Source organism: Microbacterium testaceum (assembly GCF_001476655.1).
GTDB lineage: Bacteria > Actinomycetota > Actinomycetes > Actinomycetales > Microbacteriaceae > Microbacterium > Microbacterium testaceum_C.
The window spans coordinates 1-840 of the sequence record NZ_LDRT01000217.1 but is presented as its reverse complement, the minus strand read 5'-3'; the positions used below and the strand labels follow the sequence as shown (position 1 = coordinate 840).

3 protein-coding genes are annotated in these 840 nt (G+C 64.2%); all 3 read left to right on the top strand.

The annotated features are described in order from the left end of the window. A partial coding sequence (locus NS220_RS20330) for a hypothetical protein (protein WP_193755425.1) occupies positions 1-230 on the top strand: 230 nt, incomplete at its 5' end. A 10-nt stretch (positions 231-240) separates the two neighbouring features. After that, positions 241-489: a hypothetical protein gene (locus tag NS220_RS18510; RefSeq protein WP_058625436.1), complete on the top strand. Its 249-nt coding sequence runs from the start codon at positions 241-243 to the stop codon at positions 487-489. Between the two features lie 36 nt (positions 490-525). Continuing rightward, positions 526-825 (top strand): hypothetical protein, encoded by a 300-nt coding sequence (locus NS220_RS19905; RefSeq protein WP_153004376.1) that lies wholly within the window; start codon positions 526-528, stop codon positions 823-825. Positions 826-840 lie beyond the last annotated feature (15 nt).

The following is an 840-nucleotide window of genomic DNA, read 5'->3' as shown; positions in this document are numbered from 1 at the left end:
CCGAGCCCGTGTCGTCGTCGCGCGTGGTGCTCGAACTCCCTGCGGCCGAGAACGGCGCGCAGTCCGATATGAAGGTCGTCCAGGGGCCTGATTACAACACCGGGAACATGCTGTTCCTCTCGGTCGCCTGCCTGCTGCCCGGTGACACCGAGAAGATGTGGGACACGATGACGACTCCGGGCAACGAGTACAGCGTGTACGTGGACGTGCTCCCTGCCTCGGCGGGATGACAAACGAGCCATGGAGGCGAAGCTCTACGGCATGACACGGCGGAGGCACGTCGTCTCGCTTGTCGTGCACGCCGTCTTCCTGCTGATGTTCATCGCGCTCGCCGTGCTGAGCGCCATGATCGCACGGTTCGGAGTCCTGCAATGGGCCGTCGCCGGTTTTCTGCTGCTGTCGTCCGCTCTCTGGGTCGCGTGGGAGATCCGGGCGTTGTTCCTCTTCCGCGCCGGACGTGTGGACGGTCAGGAACCGTCCGTCGAATGACGGCATCGGCCGGCCCGCATCGGAGAGGATGTCCCCATGGCCGATGACGAGATCTGGGACGTGACCGACATCCACGGGACGCCGACCGGTGCGCTGCACCGCCGGGGTGACGGGCCGGTGCCGGCCGGAGCGTTCCACATCGTGGCATCCGTCTGCGTGGTGTCGTCGACGGGGCGTGTGCTGGTGAGCCTGCGTGCAGAGGGGAAGGACTACCCCCTCGCATGGGAGTTCCCCTGTCTCTTATCCACCTCTGACGCTGCCGACGAACTTACGCGTATAGCTTTCGGTGGTAGCCGTGCTGTTGAAGAAAGACCCCAAGAGCGAGTATACAGCTAACATTGCCTTCAGTCA

Excerpts from the sequence above, each read along its gene's own strand:
- NS220_RS19905 (WP_153004376.1), top strand. The coding sequence starts at position 526 with ATGGCCGATGACGAGATCTGGGACGTGACCGACATCCACGGGACGCCG.
- NS220_RS18510 (WP_058625436.1), top strand. The coding sequence starts at position 241 with ATGGAGGCGAAGCTCTACGGCATGACACGGCGGAGGCACGTCGTCTCG.